The sequence below is a fragment of the Streptomyces sp. WAC 04229 genome, assembly GCF_003947455.1.
In the GTDB taxonomy this organism is placed as follows: Bacteria; Actinomycetota; Actinomycetes; order Streptomycetales; family Streptomycetaceae; genus Streptomyces.
Map to the genome: position 1 here is coordinate 1 of NZ_QHJH01000024.1, position 19,376 is coordinate 19,376.

Annotated in this window: 19 protein-coding genes and 1 pseudogene; 4 read left to right on the forward strand and 16 right to left on the reverse strand. The window is 67.3% G+C overall.

The window, feature by feature from the left end:
• Positions 1–830: 830 nt before the first annotated feature.
• From DMH12_RS39715 to DMH12_RS09830, 4 genes and pseudogenes are all read left to right on the forward strand, one after another.
• Positions 831–1,201 (forward strand): annotated as a pseudogene (locus DMH12_RS39715) (transposase); the annotation flags it as partial.
• 74 nt (positions 1,202–1,275) lie between these two features.
• Positions 1,276–1,950 (forward strand): hypothetical protein, encoded by a 675-nt coding sequence (locus DMH12_RS40235; protein ID WP_185832223.1) that lies wholly within the window; start codon positions 1,276–1,278, stop codon positions 1,948–1,950.
• A gap of 282 nt (positions 1,951–2,232) precedes the next feature.
• Positions 2,233–3,009, forward strand: a complete 777-nt coding sequence (locus DMH12_RS09825) for a thioesterase II family protein (RefSeq protein ID WP_125491179.1) — start codon at positions 2,233–2,235, stop codon at positions 3,007–3,009.
• Between the two features lie 48 nt (positions 3,010–3,057).
• Positions 3,058–3,255, forward strand: coding sequence for a ferredoxin (locus DMH12_RS09830; protein ID WP_125491216.1), 198 nt, complete (start codon positions 3,058–3,060; stop codon positions 3,253–3,255).
• A 94-nt stretch (positions 3,256–3,349) separates the two neighbouring features.
• Here the strand turns inward: DMH12_RS09830 and DMH12_RS09835 are convergent, their stop codons facing one another.
• The 16 genes from DMH12_RS09835 to DMH12_RS09910 form a co-directional block, all read right to left on the reverse strand.
• Positions 3,350–3,793 carry a GNAT family N-acetyltransferase gene (locus tag DMH12_RS09835; RefSeq protein ID WP_125491180.1) on the reverse strand — a complete coding sequence of 148 codons (444 nt, stop codon included), beginning with the start codon at positions 3,791–3,793 and terminating at the stop codon, positions 3,350–3,352.
• Positions 3,794–3,858: 65 nt separating this feature from the next.
• Positions 3,859–5,394: a UDP-N-acetylmuramoyl-tripeptide--D-alanyl-D-alanine ligase gene (gene murF / locus DMH12_RS09840; protein ID WP_125491181.1), complete on the reverse strand. Its 1,536-nt coding sequence runs from the start codon at positions 5,392–5,394 to the stop codon at positions 3,859–3,861.
• Entirely contained in the window at positions 5,394–6,230 is an 837-nt protein-coding gene (locus tag DMH12_RS09845; RefSeq protein WP_125491182.1) for a GNAT family N-acetyltransferase, read from the reverse strand. Before DMH12_RS09845 ends, murF begins: the two co-directional genes overlap by 1 nt.
• The gene (locus tag DMH12_RS09850) at positions 6,227–6,649 is read right to left on the reverse strand and encodes a M23 family metallopeptidase (RefSeq protein ID WP_125491183.1); all 423 of its coding nucleotides are present in this window, start codon (positions 6,647–6,649) and stop codon (positions 6,227–6,229) included. Before DMH12_RS09850 ends, DMH12_RS09845 begins: the two co-directional genes overlap by 4 nt.
• Positions 6,650–6,808: 159 nt before the next feature.
• The gene (locus DMH12_RS09855) at positions 6,809–7,999 is read right to left on the reverse strand and encodes an MFS transporter (RefSeq protein WP_185832224.1); all 1,191 of its coding nucleotides are present in this window, start codon (positions 7,997–7,999) and stop codon (positions 6,809–6,811) included.
• Between the two features lie 76 nt (positions 8,000–8,075).
• A complete protein-coding gene (locus DMH12_RS09860; protein ID WP_125491185.1) occupies positions 8,076–8,804 on the reverse strand; it encodes a phosphocholine cytidylyltransferase family protein in 729 nt (242 codons plus the stop codon).
• Complete coding sequence (locus DMH12_RS09865; RefSeq protein ID WP_185832226.1) at positions 8,801–9,985, reverse strand: pyridoxal phosphate-dependent aminotransferase; 1,185 nt, start codon at positions 9,983–9,985, stop codon at positions 8,801–8,803. The genes DMH12_RS09860 and DMH12_RS09865 overlap by 4 nt, the downstream gene beginning before the upstream one ends.
• Complete coding sequence (locus DMH12_RS09870; protein ID WP_185832227.1) at positions 9,982–10,647, reverse strand: CDP-alcohol phosphatidyltransferase family protein; 666 nt, start codon at positions 10,645–10,647, stop codon at positions 9,982–9,984. Before DMH12_RS09870 ends, DMH12_RS09865 begins: the two co-directional genes overlap by 4 nt.
• Entirely contained in the window at positions 10,637–11,665 is a 1,029-nt protein-coding gene (locus DMH12_RS09875) for an alanine--glyoxylate aminotransferase family protein (protein WP_260474159.1), read from the reverse strand. The genes DMH12_RS09870 and DMH12_RS09875 overlap by 11 nt, the downstream gene beginning before the upstream one ends.
• Before the next feature lie 96 nt (positions 11,666–11,761).
• Positions 11,762–12,901 (reverse strand): phosphonoacetaldehyde reductase, encoded by a 1,140-nt coding sequence (locus DMH12_RS09880; RefSeq protein ID WP_185832229.1) that lies wholly within the window; start codon positions 12,899–12,901, stop codon positions 11,762–11,764.
• Complete coding sequence (gene aepY / locus DMH12_RS09885; protein WP_125491190.1) at positions 12,894–14,045, reverse strand: phosphonopyruvate decarboxylase; 1,152 nt, start codon at positions 14,043–14,045, stop codon at positions 12,894–12,896. Before aepY ends, DMH12_RS09880 begins: the two co-directional genes overlap by 8 nt.
• On the reverse strand, positions 14,021–14,878 hold the full coding sequence (locus tag DMH12_RS09890; RefSeq protein ID WP_125491191.1) for an isocitrate lyase/phosphoenolpyruvate mutase family protein: 858 nt from the start codon (positions 14,876–14,878) through the stop codon (positions 14,021–14,023). Before DMH12_RS09890 ends, aepY begins: the two co-directional genes overlap by 25 nt.
• Positions 14,878–15,975 carry an Ldh family oxidoreductase gene (locus tag DMH12_RS09895; protein WP_125491192.1) on the reverse strand — a complete coding sequence of 366 codons (1,098 nt, stop codon included), beginning with the start codon at positions 15,973–15,975 and terminating at the stop codon, positions 14,878–14,880. Before DMH12_RS09895 ends, DMH12_RS09890 begins: the two co-directional genes overlap by 1 nt.
• Positions 15,965–17,086 (reverse strand): glycerate kinase, encoded by a 1,122-nt coding sequence (locus tag DMH12_RS09900; RefSeq protein WP_125491193.1) that lies wholly within the window; start codon positions 17,084–17,086, stop codon positions 15,965–15,967. Before DMH12_RS09900 ends, DMH12_RS09895 begins: the two co-directional genes overlap by 11 nt.
• A 4-nt stretch (positions 17,087–17,090) precedes the next feature.
• Entirely contained in the window at positions 17,091–17,975 is an 885-nt protein-coding gene (locus tag DMH12_RS09905; protein WP_125491194.1) for a TauD/TfdA family dioxygenase, read from the reverse strand.
• A 231-nt stretch (positions 17,976–18,206) separates the two neighbouring features.
• Positions 18,207–19,373 carry a peptidoglycan bridge formation glycyltransferase FemA/FemB family protein gene (locus DMH12_RS09910; RefSeq protein WP_125491195.1) on the reverse strand — a complete coding sequence of 389 codons (1,167 nt, stop codon included), beginning with the start codon at positions 19,371–19,373 and terminating at the stop codon, positions 18,207–18,209.
• Positions 19,374–19,376 lie beyond the last annotated feature (3 nt).

Consider the following 19,376-nt stretch of genomic DNA (forward strand, 5'->3'; position numbering starts at 1 on the left):
CCACCAAAACCACCCCAGAGTAATTGTCCGCCGCCTTCAAATGTTTAAAAAAACAAGCCCCCGCAGACACGCCGCGCCGCCACTACGTGGCGGCCACGGGGCTACGCTCCGCGTAGCCCGGACGGCTCCGCCGTCCGATACGGCCAACTCCGTTGTCCGCGGCTCGAATTGCTCCGCAATTCGGCCTACAGAAATTCGCTTCGCGAATTCCTGGGCTGGCTGCGTCCACCGAATCCACGCGGCCTGGAGGAGCATCCGTCACAGCTCGTATCGGATAACCAGAGTCCGCTCCGCGGCCCTCCAGACAATCAGTGTAAACAGCAACTTACTCAAAAATAAAGGAAACTGATAATGCGTCATTAACTGGTGACACGACATCGGTAATTACAATCACTATCTTCACTCCGCCCCCGCAAACCAACTCCCTGAAAAAACACGGCCCGAATTCCCAATTCGCTGTGAAAGTAGATCAGCAATCAACACACACAACAACAACGACCCGGAATCGTCAACCCATGGCAATGCAGAACACCACACCAACCACAGAGCGCCACATGGTGCGTATCCAAGAATCAGTCAGCGAGAAAACACCGTCAACAAGGCAATGGCCCAAGTTAATTGACGGCCAAACAGCAGATGAGGGGAGCCCGCCACCTACCCTCGCACGCGCCTCTTAGAACTCCTAACGAAATGATCTTCGAGCTGGTTGGATCACTCCGGGACTGACGACCTGGGGGTGTGCGGTGGCGCGGCCGAAGCTGTGGGGGAAGTCGAAGACGAGCTGTGGGCGGTGATCGAGCCGTTGCTGCCCAAGGTGGAGCGTCCGACGCGGCATCCCGCTCGCCGCCACCCTGACTGAGGGCAGTCGCAACGATGAAACCCAGCTAATCCTACTTCTCCAAGCCGTGCCGCCCGTTCGTGGCAAGCGCGGCCGGCCCCGACGTCGCCCCGGCAGTGCCGGCCGACCGCGGCTACGACCCCGACAAATACCGCCGCCTGGTCTGGTCCTCGGGGTGAGGCCGCTGATCGCCCGCCGTGGCACCGAGCACGGATCCGGACTTGGTACCCAACGCTAAGTCGTGGAACGCGCGTTCGCCCATTTACATGGGTTCCGCCGCTTTCGAAGCCGCTGGGAGATACGTGACGACATCCACGGAGCGTTTCTCACTCCGGTTGCGCGCTCATCTGCTGGCGACGCCTGATGCGATCGCGTGGAAGGAGTGCTGGGGTGAGACGACGTGCCGGACTTCCGGACGTCGAAGTGGTGGAGAGTGCATGGAACATTTCATCCAGCACGCCACGGCAAAGAGCGGCACGTCCGAAGCACTCAATGCGGTCATCGCCTCCGGTATCGATCCATACTCCGACAGCCGCGCACTCCTTACCGACGCTGTCGCCACCCTCCTCGCGGTCGGCGCCCGAGACGGAAGCCTGCGAACGGACGTCGCCCCGCCCATGTCCTACGCCTCATGGGTGGCATCGCATCTTCCGTGCAGCACGGCACCAAAGAGCAAGCCCGTCCGCTCCTCGACCTCTTCATGGAGCGCTGACCAAGGATTCGACCGCAAGCTGAACCCGAGCTCCCGGACCGGCACCCCAACGCGAGCGCAGCCACGGTCAATTCATCGAGTGGCTCCGTCGGTTCACGAGGTTCTGGACACATGCCGCGTACAGAGTTCCGAGCGCATTCCGTTAGGAGTTTTTAGCGGCCCAACAAAGGCGTTGGACGCGGTGGTGGGTGATCAGGCAGATGGCCAGTCCGAAAAATGCTTCGTGGATGTCGTCGCATCGTTCCCAGCGGATGCGCAGGCGGCGGGCCGGAGCGTCGCGTGCGAAGGCCGCGACGTCTCGTACGTCTACCGGCTGGATCGTCCTGTCCGGCTGGCCGGGAGCGAGGATCGCGCCGCCGCGCTTGCACCGCGGGGCCACCAGAGCAGGCGGCCGACATGAACACCGAAACAGAGGATCACGCCGGGGCGCCTTTCGGCGTGTGAGCGCAGGGACAATTTAACTTGGGTCGCAGCCCTAGCGGCCACGTCCAACTGCGGTTTCTGGCCGGTTCTCCCGCAGGTCCGGCCAGTTGACTTGCGGAGTGCGTGTGCTATTCGATGCGGGGGCGTTCTGGGCGTGGAGCGCACCGCCTGGCACCCCGTCGACCCGTGGGGCTTTCTGTGCAACGCTGGGCGGATCCGATTTCGTATTGGGGTGTGTCCGTTGGAGGGGTCTATTGGCATGCTTGAGACTGGTTCGAGTTCGGAGGACTGGATCAGCAGGTTTCATCTGGCGCCGGACAGTCCAGTGCGGCTCGTATGCCTGCCGCACGCCGGAGGGTCGGCAAGCTTCTTCTTTCCTGTTTCCGTGGCTCTCGCACCCGCGGTGGAGGTATTGGCGATCCAGTACCCCGGTCGTCAGAATCGGCTCGATGTGCCGCCGATCGACAATCTTTCAGAATTGGCGGATGAGATCTTCGGCGCGCTACGGCTCAGGATCGATGACAGGCCGCTGGCCTTGTTCGGGCACAGCATGGGTGCTGTGCTCGCGTATGAGGTAGCGCTTCGTCTGCAGCGGAGCGGTCTTCCGTCGCCGGCTCGGCTCTTTGTCTCCGGTCGGCAGGCCCCGTCCTGCTATCGAGACGGACGGACTCATCGGGCGTCCGATGACGAGGTCGTGGCTTCGATCCAGGCGCTGAGCGGCACCAGCCAGGCGATTTTGGACGATCCGGAGATGCTGGCGATGATCCTTCCGGCGATCCGCAGCGACTACCACGCCGTCGCGGGGTACCGGCACGACCCGGGTCAGGTACTCGACTGTCCGGTGACCGTGCTGCACGGCGAAAGCGATCCGCAGGTGTCGATCGACGAGGCACGCGCTTGGGCGGAACACACTACTGGGCAGACCGACGTGCAGGTGTTTCCGGGTGAGCACTTCTTTGTCGTCGACCGCAGTCGTGAGGTGATCGGACTGCTGTCACGGGAGTTGCGCGACCTGTGCGCGGGACTGAACCGATGAATCATTTTCGGGGAGTCAGCCCCTTACAGAGAAGGAGGGAGAACAATGATGCGTGTTGAAGTCGACGTTCCCAGCTGTGTTGCTTCGGGTCAGTGCGTGATGCTCGCCCCCGACGTCTTCGACCAGCGTGAGGAGGACGGCAGCGTCGTGCTCCTTGATGAAACTCCGCCTCATGAGCTGCATGACGTCGTGGGCGAGTCGGCCACGATGTGCCCCGCGCAAGCGATTCGTCTCGCGGAGTCGTGACCGTCGCCGAGACCCTCCACTGGTTGGGCCGCGAGGAAGCCCTGTCCGGAGCCTGGGCCCCCGGGCCGGCTGCCCCTGCGCGGCGGTCGGCGGCTCAGCCCGGGAGTTCCTTCCAATAGCGGGCGGAAAGCGTGCAGCGGTCGTCGTATCCGTGGTGCTGGTAGAAGGCGTTGGCATCGAGCCGGGAGCGCAGGGTCGTCACTTCGAGGGCGGAGCAGTCCCACTGTCGCGCCAGTTTTTCGGCGGCGAGGATCAGCCGGCTGCCCGCTCCTGTGCGGCGGGCCGCCTCGTCGACGACGAGGCTCTCGATGCGGGCCCAGTGCCCGGTTTTCTCGAGGTACGGGACGGCGTGCAGGGAAAGGCAGCCGATGACGCGTTCGTTGTGCTCAGCCACCAGGACAGCGCTGAACGGATCGTCGAGCCATAGGGTGAAGCGCTTTTCGACGTCGGGTGTCGTACTGGGGTACCCGAGTTGGCCCAGGAGGCCGGCGATCTGGTCGGCATCCGAGAGAGTGGCTCGGCGTACGGTGACTGTCACCTCGTCAGCCTACTGCGGTTGAGGTTGCGGCGTGGTGACCGTCCGGGCTGTTCTCGCCGGCCCCGTCACCGTGGCCCCTGACTGCCGCTGGGCGCTTCGACATCGAAGTCGCTGTCCCATCCCGTGCTGGGGGTCTCGGCGGGAAGGAGCGCGTCGGCTATCCGCCAGAGTGCGGCTTTTCGGGAGCCTTTGAGAAGCACGACGTCCCCGGCGCGCAGTTCGTCGCGCAGGAGCGCCGTTGCGGCTTCGACGTCCGGCACCAGTTCAGTACGGGTGTCCTTGCTTGCGCTTCTCGCCGCGGCTTCATGGATCTGGCGGGCGTCCTCGCCGATTACCACGATTCTGTCGGCGGACTGCGCGGCGAGCCGTCCCCAGCTGTCGTGCCTGGCGTCTTTGGAGAAGTTGGGGTCGTGTGCCGTCCCGAGCAGCGCCCACTTTCGTGCATCGCCGGTCGTGGCCATCGCGGCCAGGGTGCGCAGGGCAGCCCGCACCGATCCCGAGCTCACGTTGCGCGCGTCGTCGATCAGGGTGACTCCCTCGGGCGTCCGGTGGACCGCCATTCGGTGCGGGGGTGTCGAGCGGTCGTTTTGCAGACCCGCGATGACCTCGTCGCATGTGGCACCGAACTCCAGGGCGACTGCCGCGGCGGCCAGCGCGTTGTCGATCTGGTGCTCACCGTGGGTCGGCAGGGCGACTCGTGCGGAATCACTGATGTCGGGGAGGTTGAGCCGCATGGTGAACCGCGGTCTCGCTTGACTGTCGAGTTCGATTGCGGTGGCGCGCACGTGTGCTTGGGCGGTGCGTCCGGTCAGCACGACTCGGGCCGAGGTCCGGTGCGCCATGGCGGCGACGCGCGGGTCGTCGGCGTTGAGAACGGCGACCCCGCCGGCTGATGCGTGCGGCAGTGCTTCCACGAGTTCGCCCTTGGCGGCGGCGATGGCGTCCTGGGAGCCGAACCTGTTGAGATGGGCGTCGCCGACGTTGAGTACGACGCCGACGCGGGGCGGTGCCGTTGCGCAGAGCTTCGCCATGTGACCGATGCCTCTGGTGCCCAGTTCGAGGACGAGGTGCTGGGTGTCTTTGTCGATCCGGAGGATCGTCCACGGTTGTCCCAACTCGTTGTTGAACGATCGCGGTGATGTGATGGTCGGTCCGAGCTGGGCCAGTAGGTGTCCGATGAGGTTCTTGGTGGAGGTCTTCCCGACCGACCCGGTCACCCCGACAACTGCGCAGTTGGGGACTTGACGCAGCACATGGTTTGCGAGCTTCGCCAGTGCGGCCAGCACTGCCGCGCCGGATCCGTCGTGGTCGCCCGCCAGCGCGAGCACATCGGTGGGGTTGCGGCTGCCCAGCGACGGTACGAGGACTGCGGGTGCTGTCACCTCGTGTGCCGTGAGCACCGCGACGGCTCCTCGGGCGAGCGCCTGCTCGGCGAACTGAAGGCCGTCGGAGCGTTGTCCCGGCAGTGCCACGAAGAGCGATCCGGGTCCCACTTTCCTGCTGTCGAACTCGACGGTGCCGCGAACTTGCTGCGTGCCGTCCGCCCGGTGGAGGCGGCCGCCCACCACGCCCGCAACGGTGTTGAGATCGAGCGGGATCATTATTCCTCCACGGAGTCGATGTGCTGTGGCTGCGGAGCGTCGGCCAGGCGCAGGGTGGTGTCCTCGGGCCGTGGCGGCGGGCCGGTCTCGAGGTAGGACGGATGGTCGAAGAGGTGCTGGCCGCTCAGATCGTTCTGCCGGCTCAGAAAGAGCTGAAGTTTCTTTCGGTCGTCCGACCAACCGAGACCGTCGAAGAATTCCATGCCGGTGAACCTTGTTTTGTATCGGGCGCCTTCGTAGTAGCACGTGCCCAAATACACGTGGGAAAGGCCGTGGTGTTGTAGCTCGCTGATCACACTGCTCATCAGGTGCGAGCCGACGCTCGTTTTCCGGTACCGCGTGTCGTAGAAGGCCAGAGCGTAGTAGGCGATGGGTGGTTCGACGTACAGGGTGCCCAGCGCTGCTGGCGAATTGTCGGTGGTATCCGTCAGCGTCAGCAGATGTGTCGTCATGGGTGAGTTCAGGCGGGCCGTCAGGTCTGCGGTGCGAAATGGACGGCCTCGCCGCGTGAGCCACCACGAACTTTCGTTCATGTAGCGCACACACATGTCTGCCCAGTCATCCGGCCCGGCGAGCTGCGCACGCGGGAGAAATGCGCGGCGGAGCGTGTCGCACTGTCTCCTGACGTAGCGTTCGCGTCTGCTTTCCGTGTACCTGGCGAGGTCGATGCGCACGCTGCGGGCCAGGTAGAACCTGGTCAGCTCGCGGTTGCTCGGCAACATGCCGTAGCCGAACGCGGTGGCGGCCGTCTCGCCGTCTTCCGGAAAGCCCAGCACCTGGTACGGCGCGAGATGGTTTTCGTAGTCAGGGGTGGTTTCCGAGAAGGCCAGTCTCATGGAACGTATCCATCGATGTCGAGGCCGGTTTCGATGAGATCGAACAGTCGTGCTGGATTGGCGTTTATGTGGTCGCCGTCAGGGTGGTACTGAAAGTGCAGGTGTGCTGCCCTTGGCGGAATCGACGTGCCGTCGGCGACAGCGCCGCCGGTGTGGCCGAGGTAACCGATGACCGTGCCCGCGGTGACGGCAACCGGCCGTTCGCTCGTGCCGATGAATTCTGCCGGGAACGCGTCTGCCGGGCATGCGGGGTCGGTACCCAGGTGAAGGTAGTGGTAGAGGGCGCCGCTTATCCCGGTCAACCGCACGCGATGACCCCCGCTTCGGCCTTCCACGGCCAGGATGAACTCCGCGGTTCCCCCTTCCACGGCCAGCAAGGGGGTGCCGATCGGGGCCTTGAGATCGATGCCCTTGTGCACGTGGTTTTCGCTCCTCCGGTGGTGCCAGCCGCCTCGGCCCGGCTCACCGGCGTCAGCCCCCCGAAGTTCCGGCCGCTCCCGGAAGTCTGCCCAGCTCATTCCCGCGACAGGGAACACGAAGTCCGGCACGTTTTGTCACACCCCTTTTTCGGTTCTTTATCAGTCGACTCGGCTGCGCAGGCCCGTGGTCCGGTGTGCTGGGGCCGCCGCTGCTGTCAGCGCACAACAGGACACGAGGACGGCTGCCGCTACGCCCCAGCCGGCGATGCCAAGGGTGGCGATGATGCTGGCCAGAATCGAGCCGGCGATGTTGCCGACGGTTCGGCCCAGGGCGAAGACCGACTGGTACCGGCCGTGCATCGCCGGGTCCGCCAACTCGTAGCTGTAGGTCCATGCTGCCGCCGCGGTCCACATCTCGCCCAGTGTGAACAGCGCGATGCCGGTCACCAGCATCGCGATCGCGGCACCGGTCGCGGTCGTACTGGCGAAGGCGATGAGGGTGAAGGCACCGGCGAAGGCAGCTCCGCCGAACAGCGTCACCTTCGATGCGCCGGCCAGATCGGCAGCGCTTCGGGACAAGCGCACCTGGAGCAGGACTACCACGGTGGTGTTCAGGAACAAGAGAAACCCGGTGAGGCCCGGCGGCGCGTGCGTGTGCGCGACGATCCACAGCGGGACCGCCACGGTGAGTATCCGGGCGCGCGCGGTGAGAAGGCCGCACAGAATGGCCATCACCACGTAGCGCACATCGGCGATCGCTGTTCGGGGGGACTTCCGTTCGGGAGCCGTTTGCGGACAGGGGCCTTTGACGGTGCACGGGATGGTCGCGGCGATGGCGAGCGCCGTACACAGAAAGATGGCCGTGTAGGCCGCGCGGGTGTCGGCCTGCAGCAGCGGCACGACGGCCAAGGTGCCGATCGCGTACCCGACATTCGAAAGCGAGCGGGCGTAGGCCTGGTACCGGATCCGGTCGTCGGGTCCCATGACGCGCCCGACCAGTGCACGCTGTCCGACCGACATGCCGAGCAGTGCGGAGTTCGAAACGCTCTCGAAAAGTATGAACGTGCAAAGGGAGCCGATCCAGACGAAGCAGGTCGTTGCCGTGGCCGCCAGGGCGGTTGAAACGACAATTACCTTGCGTGGGCCGAAATGGTCCACTGCCGGGCCGATCGCGAACAACGCGGCGAAGCTGATTGCCCCGACCGCGGCCATGCCGATGCCGACATCGGCTTCCGGGAGACGTACGGAGCGAACGAGGAAAATGGCTGCTGTGGCCAGGATCGCTCCGGTGCCGATGGAGGTGAAAAGCTGGCCCAGAAGCAGGTAGTTGGACTTTCCGAACGAGGCCAACGGCGCAGCTTTCCCGTGCAGCCATGTTCCACGCATGAGATGAAGCGCACCCCCTGCTTGGTCACGTGCCGGCTTGTCAAGGGAAGTTCACGTCGTCGCGTTCGACGAGGGCGGCGGCCACGGGGATGTCTTGGGCGGAGTCGACTTCGGCCCACTCGTCGGAGGTCGCGTGCAGCACGTCCAGCCCATGGGTGATCGCCAGCTTTCGCATCGCGAATTCGTACCAGTCGCCGATCCGGCCCGCTGCGAGCATCTCGTCGATGGCCGACGAGAACCGGGCCGCGTTGGCTCCGCTCCATCGGCTTACGCCGAAGAACTCGCCCTGGCGCGGCGATGGTTCGAGGTCCTTTCCGAAGTCGACGGCCCTGCCGTCCTGGATCCGGACCTTCATGTCGATGTCCGCGTATGCCTTGCTCGTGTCGACGGCCAGGACATCTCGCGGGGAATCGACCATCCGCTGCAGGAGGTCGCGGCCGACCAGCACGTCCCCGTCGATCACGCAGAACGGCTCGTCCCAGAACGGCCTGGTCAGCGCGAGGGATACGATGCTGTTGGTCGTGGCGAAGTCGGGGTTCTCCACTAACCGCAACGGCGGCGCTTCGGGGCAGGCACGCAGCGATGTCCGGAGCGTCTCGGACCGGTAGCCGCAGACGACGACGGCTTCGGAGACCTTTGCTTTGGCGAGCCGCCGCATGGTGTGCCAGATCAACGGTGTGCCGGCGATCGGCACCAGAGCCTTCGGCGCCTCCTCGGTGTATGGCCGTAGCCGCGAACCGATCCCGGCCGCCGGAATTATCACTTTCACCCTGTCAGCCTCTCCAGTGCGCGGTCGAGTTGCCCCGGGTCACCCGCGAACGACATTCGGATAAAACGTTCGCCCGCCCGGCCGAACGCCGAGCCGGGCACTACCGCCACACCACACTCGTGCAGCAGGTACTCGGCCACTGCGGAGCCGGTCGAATCCTCCACGTGGATGCCGCGGAGCCGAGCGAATTCGCCTACGTCGACGAAGGCGTAGAACCCGCCGTCGGGAAACTCCGTTCTTGCCAGGCCGGGGAGCTGGGCGACATCGGCCAGGAACCGCTCGCCGTGGCGCCGTGTCTTTGCGGCGTGAACGGTCAGTTCACCGTCCGCTTCCGGGTCGCGCAGCGCTGCCGCGGCCGCCAGCTGGACCGCATGGCTGACCGCGAGCATGAAGAACGTGTGCGCCTTGGCCGCCTCGGTGATGACCGCCGGGCTGCCGGTCATCCATCCGATCCGCCATCCCGACATGCCGAATCGTTTGGAGAGACTGTTGACCGTGATGCCGTGGCCGTGGTGGTCCAGTGCGGCGACCGAGCGGTGCTCGATTCCGTAGGCGAACCGGTCGAGCACCTCGTCATGGATCACGTACAGGCCGTGGTCGGCCGCGAAGGTGCACAGATCCGCCAGTTCGCTCCCGCCGGTCACGCGTCCGGTCGGGTTGCCGGGCGAGTTCACCAAGACGATCCGTGAGCGTTTTGTGAGGTGTTTTCGGAGGTCCGGCACGTGCAAGGTGAAACCGTCGGCCGCGCTGGTCGGGACGCGGACGACCCGCCGGCCGAGCAGCTCGATCATCGGGGGGTAGATCATGTAGGCCGGATCGGCGAGGAGGACTTCGTCACCGGGGTCGGTCACCGTCAGGACCGCGGTCCAGAGCGCGCCCGCCGCACCGTTGGTGACCAGAAGCTGTGTGTCCGGATCGAGGTCGATCCCCTGTTCCGACCGGTAGACCTGGGCAATCGCCGTACGAAGCTCGATGGTGCCCCGGGAGTGCGCGTAGTGGTCTTCGGGCCGAGCGCTTTCGCCGGGACTGCCCGACAGTACGGCCAATCGCTCACCGAAGGACCGCGGCGGGCCGAACGAGGGAAGGCCGACGGTCAGGTCGATCGTTTCCGGATGACGCTGAGCGTACTCCGAGATCCGCTTCGATGAATGTGGCGCAAGTGCACTCAACGCACCGTTCACAGCTGGTCTCCCCTCGCCATCGATGTGACCCGGTAGCCGCGGACCAGCAGATTCAGGCCGATTGCGGCCGTCTCGGCCCAGAGCACCGCCAGTGCGGGTTCCGGGCCCCAACCCGCCCACAGGACAAGGGCGATCGTCAGCACCAGCAGCCGGGCGTCGCTGCCGGCGCTGATCCAGATGAAGGGCTTCTCCGCATGCTTCTTCGGATAGCGCGTGCCGAAGGCGGAGTGGAACTTTTCGGAGCTCACCGCGAGCAGCAGGGCACCGGCCAGGGCCAGGAGGCCGGCCCGGAGTGCCTCCTGGCCGACCGACGAGGACAGCCTGACGGCAAAGGCGATGATCAAGAGCGTTTCGACGATCCGGTCGGTCATCGTGTCGTAGAAGTCGCCGATCGCCGACTGCTTTCCCCTGATCCGGGCGACCTCTCCGTCGCAGCAGGAGAGCACGCCGAAGACCTGCACCAGCAAGGCGCCGGCCAGCAGTTGGCCGGTCAGAATGCAGGCAGCGGCCGCGATGCCTGTGAGTAGGTCGAACGTCGTGACCGTGTTCGGTCCGAACCGGCGCGCGAGCAGCGGTGAGAGGAGGCCGGACAGGCGCCGTTGCACGGTGTGGCAGTAGGCGCCGTCCACGGCGGCCTTCGCGTCTTCGACTTCACTTCCCACGCCGCAGTCCCCCTTCGCCGAGCACGGCGCCGAGCGCGGCCAGCACCTGCGTGACGTCCTTGTCGCCGACGTATCCCATGTGGCCGATGCGCAGCGCACTGTCCTTCCATGTCCCTCGCCCGGACGCAATGTGCACCCGGTGTTCCGTCGCCATCCGCTCCCGGAGGTCGCTCGCCCGCACCCCGGCCGGCGCGAAGAAGGACGTCACGGACGGAGAGGCGTGCGACTGATCGGCCGCGAGCGGCAGCCCCAGGCGGGCGAGTCCGCTGCGGCATTGCCCGGCAAGCTGCTGGTGCCTGGCGAGAACCCGGTCCCAGCCTTCGTCCGAGATCATCCGCAAGGATGCCCGGAGCGCGTGGAAGACGGGGATGGCGGGTGTATAGGTGGTCGTGTTCTCCTGGACGGCCCGGGCCATCGCGCTGAAGTCGAAGTAGTACCGCCGAGCCGGGTTCGCCGCAGCCGCGTCGAGGGCTCGCGTGTTCACCCCGATCAGCGCCAGTCCAGGCGGCGCCATCAGGGCTTTTTGGCTCACGCCGACCGCGACGTCGACCCCCCAGTCCCGCATGAGCACCGGTGTCGCCCCGAGGCTGCTGACGACGTCGACGATCAGCAGTGCGTCACTGCACTCCCGTACCACGCGCCCCAGCTCGGGCATCGGGTTCAGTACGCCGGTGGACGTCTCGTTGTGGGTGATCAGGACTGCGGCCACGGCACGGACCCGCCGGAGTGCGAGCTTGAGATCGCGGGGGTCGGCTGCCTGGCCCCATGGCACCTCGATCAGCTCGACAGCGAGGCCTGCCATCCGGGCGATCTCGGCCATGCGGTGTCCGAAGTACCCGGTCGACATGACGACGACTCGCTGCCCGGGTTGCACGGTGTTGACGACGGCCGCCTCGAGTCCGCCGGTGCCTGAGCAGGTGAAGGGCAGAATGGTCGCGGGGCCTCCGAAAACGGGGGCCAGAGCGTCGAGGACTTCCGAGACGAGGTGGCGGAAGCCCGCCGATCGGTGGCTGATCATGTCGGTGGACAGGGCCGTGCGGACCTTCGGTGGCAAGGGTGTCGGTCCGGATATTCGGAGGTTCACGGTGGGCACCAGATGTCTCCCCTCGAGTGCTCACAGCCGGGACCGCAGCAACTTGAGAACCGGGGCTTTGCGGAGCGCGACCGGATGGTTCTGCGCGCGGTTGTTGCTCAGCGCTTCTTCGAACATCGGCTCGAGGTCGGAGGCGCGCACCCCGACCTCGCCGAGCCGGGTCGGGCAGTCGGCCAGGGACAGCAGCCGCGCGAGGGCGGCTCCGGATTCGGCAGCTGTCCGGGCGCCGAGAAGCGTCAGCAGCTGGTCGGTCTCCTCCTTGGCCATGCGGGACCCTGACGGCTCACGGTCGAGTTCAGCGAGCGTGAAAGGCAGCAGCCAGACCAGATGTAATGCGCATGCGAGTCCGTGCGCCACTCCGAACTGCGCGGTCGTGGGGTACGCGAAGGCGTGTGCCGCTGTGGTGCGGGTCAGATCGATCGCGTGGCCGGCCATGACCGCGGCGCTGCTGAGCAGCTCCCGCTGTCGCGTGGTGGTGTCACGAAAGCCCGTTCGCAGGATGGGAGTCAAGTGCGACAGTGCCCCTCGTGCGAGCGCCCGCGACGACGGGCGGGCACGTGGTGACCACCACGACTCGATGGCGTGCGCGGTGGCATCGAGTGCGCAGTGCGCGGTCAGCGTCGGCGGACACGTCCGCGTGAGCAGGGGATCGATAAGTGCCACATCCGCCCGCACGGCCGGATGGTCCAGTGATTGTTTTCGCCTGCCGAGGTAGATCGTGGCGAAGGTCGTGACCTCGCTGCCCGGGCCGGCGGTTGTGGGTATCACCACGAGCCTCGGTGGTTTCGTTGCCGGCACGGGATCCACGCCGCAAAGGATTCGTTCGGCTTCCGCGCCGGTGGGCGGCAGCAGCCGGACCGCCTTCGCGGTGTCCAAAGTGGAACCGCCACCGATGCCGAGCACGACGTCGGGCCGGTACCGCGCCACGGCGCCCGCGCCTCGGACGACGTCCGCGGCCTGGGGATTCGACACGATGTCGTGGAAGTAGTCGTGGTCGTGTCCCACCAGCCATCCTGCCGCGCCGGTCCTATGCACCGCGTTTGGCGTCGCGACTACGAGAACCCGCTGGGCTCTCATCCTTCGGAGCACTGCCGGCAGCTTCGCGGCAATTCCGGTGCCCGCCAGCACCTCAATGCGGCGTTGCTCGTCCGGTTCACTCACTCCGGCCGCCTGCGCGCGTGGCGGCCAGCTCTTGTTCGAACCTGGCCCGGATCCCGGGGAGGGGCAGGTGCGCACTTGGCCGCGGCGGCACGTCGGTCTCCGCCGCCCGGATGCGCACGGCGACCAGGCACGGGCCCGGTTCCGTCAGGGCCTTGTCCAGCGCGGTTGACAGCTCGGAGCCGTCGGGGCACGTCCAGGCGGCGCGGTAGCCGGCGGCGCGGGCCAGCTTAGGCCAGTCGACCGTGGCGGAGGTGGTCGGCTGGCTTCCGGTGGAACCGTAGGTCCCGTTGTCCAGCACCACATGCAGCAAGTTCGCCGGAGCGAGATGGCCCACGGTCGACATGGTGCCCAGATGCATCAGCGCCGCTCCGTCGCCGTCGAGGACGACGACGCGTCGATCGGGCCGGCGCAGTGCTGTCCCGAGACCCAGGGCCAGCGCGTGTCCCATCGAACCTTGCATGTAGAAGTTGCCCGGCCGATCGGCGGCGGCGAACAGCGCGCGCGAGGTGTAGCCGGTCGTGCTGTAGACCGCGGCGTCCGTAACCCGTGCCGAGACCGTCCGGATCACCTCGGCACGGCTCGGCATCGGCGTCTCGTGCGGGCCGGGGGTGTTCGGGGCCGGCTCGGCCGCTTCGACCGTCCCCTTCGGCACGAGCAGGAAGTACGGCTTGCCGGCTGTCTCGGCCTCCCGCGCGCGCGCCAGCGCTGCCTTCAGCGAGGCGGTCGACGGCTCGAGGAGCGTGCTCGGTACGCCGTAGAGACGGGCCGTGGACTCGGTCGTGCGTCCCATGACGCTGTGCTGCGGTTCGTCGGTGCCCTCCGGCCAGCCGCGGAGACTCACCACGATGAGCACGGGGATCTCGTAGGCAAGTACCAGGGAGGTCAGCGGGTTGACGAGGTTGCCGAGACCGGAGTTCTGGATCAGGACGGCCGAGCGGGTGCCGGCCATCCGGGCGCCGGCGGCGGCAGCCAGGGCGGCACCCTCGTTGGCCGCCGGGACGTAACGGCCTTCGTGGCCGGACAGGACCGAGACCGGGCCCGCCAGGCGGGAACAGGGAACGCCGGAGAAGAACCGGTAGTCCTGTGCCAGCAGCGCTGCGGCGAACTCCGCCGCGCCGATCACCGGTTCTCCAAGTGCAGCCATTTGTCGAGGTGGGTCAGCTCGAACACCTCGGAGACCGGGGAGATCAGGTCCTCGACTGCGGTGGACGTGCCGGTCGACTCGATGCTGGTCAGCACCCGGTACATCGACCTGATCGCGGCCCGCAGGGCGTGGTTGGCGTAGATGACCAAGGACACTCCGGAGCTCTGCGCGTCCGTGACGTGCCAGTCGTGGTAGGTGGTGGGCACCACGACCACCGGTGCTCTCGCCTGCCAGGCATCGAGGAATTCGATCACCTCGCGGGGGGAGTCCTTCTTCGAGTGCACCAGGATCATGTCGGCGCCGGCATCGACGTAGGCATCGGCGCGGTGCAGCGCCTCCTGCACGTCGTGTCCGGCGATCAGCGCCTCGGTGCGTGCGACGAGCACGAAGTCCGGGTCGCGTTGCGCGTTCTTGCCCGCTTCGATCTTCCGGGCGAACTCGTCGACGGGGAGGAGTTCCTGCCGTCGGTCGACGAAGCTGTTGGTCTTGGGGAAGAGCTTGTCCTCGATGCAGACCCCCGCGACGCCGGCCGCTTCGTAGCGCTGGACGAGATACGCGACGTTGGGGGCGCCACCGAAACCGGTGTCGCAGTCGGCGAGGATCGGTACCGAGCAGACTGCCGCCATCCGCCCGGCAGCCTCCAGGAAGTCGGCCATCGACAGCAGGCTCATGTCGGGCAGGCCGTTGGCCGCCGAGATCGTGAAGCTGGAGGCCCACACTCCGTCGAAACCGCTGATCTCCACCAGGCTTGCGCTCAGCGGATCATGAGCTCCCGCGAACCTGGCGATCTGCCGGCTCGTGATCAGTTCGCGAAGCTTCGTAGTGCTGTTCATCAATCCCCCACTCCGATGTCGTCGACAGGCGTGCCAAGCGGTGCCACGCCACACTGCTCCGCTACGCGCACCAGATCCGTCACGACAGCGGGCGTCAGCGGAATGCCGGCCGCCAGCCGGTGCCGCTCGATTTCGTGCTCGCGTTCGCCGGCGACCAGGATGCGGTCGTGCCCGCGCGCCTTGGGCGAGGCCCGCAGTTCGCCGAACATCCTGTTGGCCTCGGCCTGGAAGTCTGCGAGCGTGGTCAGTGCGGCCACTTGACCGCAGAGGAAGAAGTGACCGAGGCCGGCTCCTTCGGCTCCGTACACGTGGCGTCCCCAGTGAGCTCCCGCAAGTGGTCCGCAGAACAGCTCCACCACGGTGGCGAGGCCGTATCCCTTGTGCCCACCGTGCGACTCCCCCGGGCCCCCCAGCGGAAGAAGGGCGTAGCCCTCGCGGGCTTTCAGTCCCTCCACGACCTTCGGGATGTCCGTGGTCGACTCGCCGTTCGGGTCGACTGCCCACCCGGATCGCATCTCCCGCCCTTCTCGATGCAGGCGTTCCAGCTTCCCTCGCGGGACGACGCTGGTCGCGGCGTCGAACACGAAGGGCTGGTCGGCGTCGGTCGGGAAGGCGACCGCGAGGGGATTCGTCCCGAACATGGGAGTGGCGCCGTGGGTCGGCGCCACCTGGGGTGAGGCGTTGGTGCCGACGATGGCGAACAGGCCCTGCCGGGCGGCGCGCAGGGCGTAGTAGCCGGCGATGCCGAAGTGGTTCGACCGGCGTACGGTGGCCATGCCGATGCCTGTCTTGACGCTTTTCGCGATGGCCATGTCGACCGCCTGGCACGAGGCCGGCTGGCCCAGGCCGTGGCCGGCGTCGAGGGCCACGGTCGCCGCGGTCTCGGCCAGGACGGTGGTCCTGGCATCGGGCAGGATCTTGCCGTCCCGCACTCCGTCGACGTACCTGCGCAGTCTGGCCACGCCATGGCTGTCGACGCCGCGCAGGTCCGCCGCCGTCAGTACGTCGGCGACCAGCGCCGCGTCCTTGCTGGGCACACCGACGGCCAGCAGGCACCGGCATGTGAAGTCGTGCAGTGATCGGTGGTCAACTCGCATGGGTCATCGCTGCCTGGGTGAGGGCCTCCATCGCCGCGCGCTCGAACGCGGGGCGGCGCTCGGCGGACTCCGCGTTGGCCGGTGTCGGCGGTTCGAGCCCCAGCTCCACGCAGTGGACGCCCGGGGGCAGTTCGTCTGCGGGCACCGCCAGCTCGCCGGCGATGATCACGACAGGCTTGCTCTGCTGCCTGGCCATGGTGGCGACCAGTCCCGGGACCTTGCCGTCCCACGACCCGCGGTCGAACCGTCCCTCGGCCGTGAGCACCAGGTCGGCGCGCTCGATCTGATGGGCGAGCCCGGCCAGCGAGGCGAAGAACGCGCCTCCGTGGCTGGCCGGCGCGTCGAACGCGGCGTGCAGACCGGCGGCCAGGCCGCCGCCTGCGCCGAGGAACGGCTCGGCCAGCAACAGGTCGTCCTGTCGGCCGAACGCGGCGGGCAGCGCGGCCAGCATGTCGTGCAGGACCACCGCGTCCGGCGGGGTGATCCCCTTCTGGGCGCCGAACCGCTCGACGTTGTGCCGCAGCGCAGTGGACACGTCGCTCAGCACTTCGACACGCACGTCGCCAAGCAGTTCCACGGCGGGAGCGGTGTCGACGCGTCGCACGTGCACGAGGTCGCGTGGCACAGGCGTGAGCGACCGGCCGGCGGAGTCGAGAAAGCGAACTCCCAGTGCGGCAAGGGCGCCTGTACCGAAGTCGACCGAGGCGGTTCCGCCCGCCGTGACGACTACGCGAGTCGCTCCCTGGCCGACTGCATGCGCGATCAGCTGTCCGGTCCCCTTGGTGTTCGCCAGGAGGGGTTGCCGGGGGCGGTCGGCGACCAGCCGCAGTCCGCTCGCTCGGGCTGTCTCGACGAACGCGGTTTTGTCGTCCGTCAGGAGGTAGTCCGCCGGCACCGGCGCGCCGAGGGGATCCTGGGCCGTCGTCCACATGCGGGTACCGCCCAGCAGTTCGGCAGCGATGTCCAGTGCGCCGTCACCGCCGTCCGACAGCGGGATCGTCACCACGCTGTCCACCGATCCGGTCCGCACCAGGCCCCTCGCCAGCCCGTCACCCACCCACCGTGCGCCCGGCCCGCCACGGAACGCGTTGGGCGCGACCAGAACTCGCATGCGATCACTGCCCGGCGGTGGGGTGGGCTGATGGCGTGCGCCGAATCCACGTCCGGTAGAGCAGCCGTGCTCGGCCGGGGTCGGGGTGGTCGTCGAACGTGGTCCTGCCGTGCAGTATCCGCAGGTTGTTGAAGACCGCGAGCTCGCCGGCGGCCATGCGGCCCTCGACGGCGCTGGCCGGATCCTCGAGGACCGCGTCGAACGCGTCCAGCGCACCGCGCTGTGCGGGCGTCAGCGGGTCGGTCCCGGGCTGACCGTGTCCGATCTCGATGTACTGCCGCAGATAGGTCACGGCGTGCCGGTCGTCGGCGGTCTTGAAGAGTACGGGTTTGCGTACCGTGGCCGGCTCCCCCGGCGCCTGGTCACCCCGCCGGTCGAAGTGGAAGTCCTGTTCCAGCACCGCAAGCGTGTCGGGGCGGTCGGCAAGGAGAGTCCGGAGGCGGTCCACCGGAACGAGCCTCAGCATGCCGCCGGCCTGCGCCGGCCGCACGCACAGGAGGGTGAAGTAGTCCGGCAGCGGGAAGGGCCGCTCCGCGCCGTCGGTGTGGAGGTGGCCTCCGTGCCGCGAGTCCGCGTAGCGAGCCGATCTGCCCTCGCCGACCGCGGTGCCGCGGTTGCGCACGGATCGGATCCGCGTGCCCGCTCTGTCCTGGTCCATCACGGTGCCCAGCGTCTCGGAGGCCCACAGCAGCACCTGCTCGCAGAGGTCCTGTTCGGTGGCCTCGAGGCCCGTCATGACCAGAAACCCGGCGCCCGCGTCGACGTGGTCCCGCACGAGCGTCCGCACTCTTTCACGCTCGGACTGGGCCGCTCCGCCGTCGAGTTCTCCCTGCCGGACGGCGGCGAGAAAGCTTTCCGACCACCTGTGTCGTTGCCGATCAAAATCCACGCGGGTTCACCTCGCAGGCTATGGAGGACACGACCGTGGAGCCACTCAGTGGGGCGCCACGCCGTGCGTCCTGCGGACGCATGAGTCACGTTTGGTGGTTGCGCTGTGTGGTGCCGTGAAGGGTGGAAGCGTATTGCGGATACCAGGGCGTCCACAAAGACGCGCGGATGGATTTGCGCGGCCTCGCCCGCGCGGCGATGCCGCGCAACGACTCGTACTGGGCTGTGCGGTTCAGCGTCCGCGCCGTTTCATGTAGAGGTCGAAGACCCGGTAGACCACCGGCCGCAGCGGCAGGTCCCATTCACCGACGTATCGCACCGCTTGGCCGCCGGTGCCGACTTTGAACTGGATGAGGCCGACGTGCGAGTCGTCGGCGTCAAGGGTGGGGGTGATCCCGCGGAGGTCGTAGACATCGCAGCCGGCTGCGAGCGCGTCGCGGATCATCGCCCACTGGCAGGCGTTGGAGCCGCGCACCTCGCGTTTCGCGGTGGCGGAGGCACCGTAGGCGTATACCGCGTGGGTGCCTACGCGGACCAGGATGGTGGCGGCGACCAGGTCGCCCTGGTGGCGGGCCAGGTAGAGCTTGATTCGCTCGGGGTCCTCGGCGCTCAGTGCCGCGAACATGGTGTCGAAGTAGCCGAGCGGCCGGGGTGTGAAGTGGTCGCGTTCGGCGGTGTGGACGTAGAGGTCGTGAAATGCCTTCAGGTCTTCGGGGTCTTGGTTGCCGACCGTGACCTCGACGCCTTCCTTGGCCGCCTTCTTGATGTTGCGGCGCCACTGCTGGTTCATGCCTTTGAGCAGTTCGTCCTGGGTCCTGCCCGCCAGTGGGACCTCGTACTTGAACTGCGGATGTCCGACCCCGAACCCGTCCAGCGGGTTCTGCGGCAGCCAGCCTGCGTTCTTCAGCCTGCTGCTCAGGTGGGCGCCGACCGGGTCGCTCCACTGGGCCGGCAGGTCGGTCAGGCGCCGGATGTCCGGGCCGGCGATGCCCTCCTTGACCTGGGCGGCGCTCCAGGTGTCCGTGACCACCGGCGGGCCGAGCCGGATGGCGAACGCCCCGTGCTCCTTGAGGTATGCCGCCAGCGGATCGAGCCATGCGTCGATCTCGCCGGTCCAGTCGATGACCGGGCCCTCGGGCAGGTACGCCAGCGTGAAACGGTCGAGTCGCGGCACCGGGCGGTGCAGGACGAGTCCGGCACCGACCAGGCGTGGTCCGTCGAACCAGCCGAGGGACTCGTTGCGCCATTCGGTCTTGACGTGGCCCCACGCCGGGGTCTGCAGGAAGCTGACCGACCGCTGGGCCCGCACGAACAGCAGATGCTCAGCGGCGCTGATCGGCCTGACGACAAGTCTTCCGGCCGCGGTTCGCATGGGCTGGCTGGAGGGGGTGTAGGACATGGT

What these genes read in the sequence shown, in the direction of transcription:
- DMH12_RS09830 (WP_125491216.1), top strand. Translation starts at nt 3,058, where the DNA reads ATGCGTGTTGAAGTCGACGTTCCCAGCTGTGTTGCTTCGGGTCAGTGC.
- DMH12_RS09910 (WP_125491195.1), bottom strand. Translation starts at nt 19,373, where the DNA reads ATGTCCTACACCCCCTCCAGCCAGCCCATGCGAACCGCGGCCGGAAGA.
- DMH12_RS40235 (WP_185832223.1), top strand. Translation starts at nt 1,276, where the DNA reads ATGGAACATTTCATCCAGCACGCCACGGCAAAGAGCGGCACGTCCGAA.
- aepY (WP_125491190.1), bottom strand. Translation starts at nt 14,045, where the DNA reads ATGGCTGCACTTGGAGAACCGGTGATCGGCGCGGCGGAGTTCGCCGCA.
- DMH12_RS09895 (WP_125491192.1), bottom strand. Translation starts at nt 15,975, where the DNA reads ATGCGAGTTGACCACCGATCACTGCACGACTTCACATGCCGGTGCCTG.
- DMH12_RS09825 (WP_125491179.1), top strand. Translation starts at nt 2,233, where the DNA reads ATGCTTGAGACTGGTTCGAGTTCGGAGGACTGGATCAGCAGGTTTCAT.
- murF (WP_125491181.1), bottom strand. Translation starts at nt 5,394, where the DNA reads ATGATCCCGCTCGATCTCAACACCGTTGCGGGCGTGGTGGGCGGCCGC.
- DMH12_RS09875 (WP_260474159.1), bottom strand. Translation starts at nt 11,665, where the DNA reads ATGATCAGCCACCGATCGGCGGGCTTCCGCCACCTCGTCTCGGAAGTC.
- DMH12_RS09900 (WP_125491193.1), bottom strand. Translation starts at nt 17,086, where the DNA reads ATGCGAGTTCTGGTCGCGCCCAACGCGTTCCGTGGCGGGCCGGGCGCA.
- DMH12_RS09845 (WP_125491182.1), bottom strand. Translation starts at nt 6,230, where the DNA reads ATGAGACTGGCCTTCTCGGAAACCACCCCTGACTACGAAAACCATCTC.
- DMH12_RS09890 (WP_125491191.1), bottom strand. Translation starts at nt 14,878, where the DNA reads ATGAACAGCACTACGAAGCTTCGCGAACTGATCACGAGCCGGCAGATC.